1 protein-coding gene is annotated in these 1,078 nt (G+C 63.7%); it reads left to right on the top strand.

Annotation, left to right across the window (positions count from 1 at the left end):
* On the top strand, nt 1-1,078 hold a 1,078-nt coding region (locus NKH17_RS33315; protein WP_352903218.1), incomplete at both ends, for an ISAs1 family transposase.

Below are 1,078 nucleotides of genomic sequence, written 5' to 3'. Positions count from 1 at the left end.
TGAGCGAAGGAGCGACTGCCATTTCCTGCCTTGAGAGCTACTTTGGCGCGGTGCCTGATCCACGCGCGCCCAACGCCACGCACCGGCTTGGCGACCTGATCGTGATGATGATCGCGGCAAGCCTGTGTGGTGCCAGCAATGCGACGGAGTTCGCCCTGTTCGCGCAGGAGCGCAAGCAGGCGCTGTCGCGGCTGATCGACTATGACGCAGCTCCCAGCCACGACACCTTCTCGCGGCTGCTGCGTCTGCTCGACCCGGAGGCCTTTGGTCGCGCCTTTGCTGCCTTTGCCGCAGCTTTCGCCCGAGCCAGCCGAGAGACGCTCGAGGTGGTGTCGCTTGACGGCAAGGCTTTGCGGCGGGCCTACGAGAAGGGCTTGGCAGCCAGTCCGCCGTTGACGGTGTCGGCCTTCGCCGCCGAGACCCGGCTGTGCCTGGCGGCAGTCTCACCGAGCGCTGGTGAGAACGAAGTCGAGGCCGCGCTCAAAGTCGTCGAACTCATTGATCTTACAGGCAGATTGGTCACTGCCGATGCGCTCCACTGCCACACCCGCATGGCTGCGGCCATTACCCAAAGAGGTGGCGATTACCTGCTTGCGCTGAAGGGCAACCGTCGTCATTGGCTGCGCCGTGCCAACCTGCAACTGGCCGACGCCACCCCTTCCATTGCCGAGCGGACCGAGACCAGCCACGGCCGCAACGAGTGGCGGCAGGCCGAGATCGTGGCGGCGGCCGAGCCGCTGATGCCCGGCCACCTGGCCTTCATCCGCATCACCAGCCGACGCGATCAGGCCAGGCCGTTGATGCGCCTGTTCATGGCCTCCACGCTCATGTCGCCGCAGCGGGCGCTCGACCTCACTAGAGCTCATTGGCACATCGAGAACGGCCTGCATTGGATGCTTGATGTCCATCTCGATGAGGATCTCAGCCGTGCCCGCAAGGATAATGCTCCCGCCAACACAGCCCTTCTCAATCGCCTCGCCAGAAACATCCTTCAGACCGCCGATGCTGCCAAAGTCCCCATCAGCCATCGCATCAAGAAATGCGCCTGGAACGACGACTATCTCATCAATGCCATCAC

The sequence above is a fragment of the Mesorhizobium sp. M1334 genome (assembly GCF_040317995.1).
Classification (GTDB): Bacteria; Pseudomonadota; Alphaproteobacteria; order Rhizobiales; family Rhizobiaceae; genus Mesorhizobium.
This window is presented reverse-complemented; position numbering and strand designations above follow the sequence as displayed.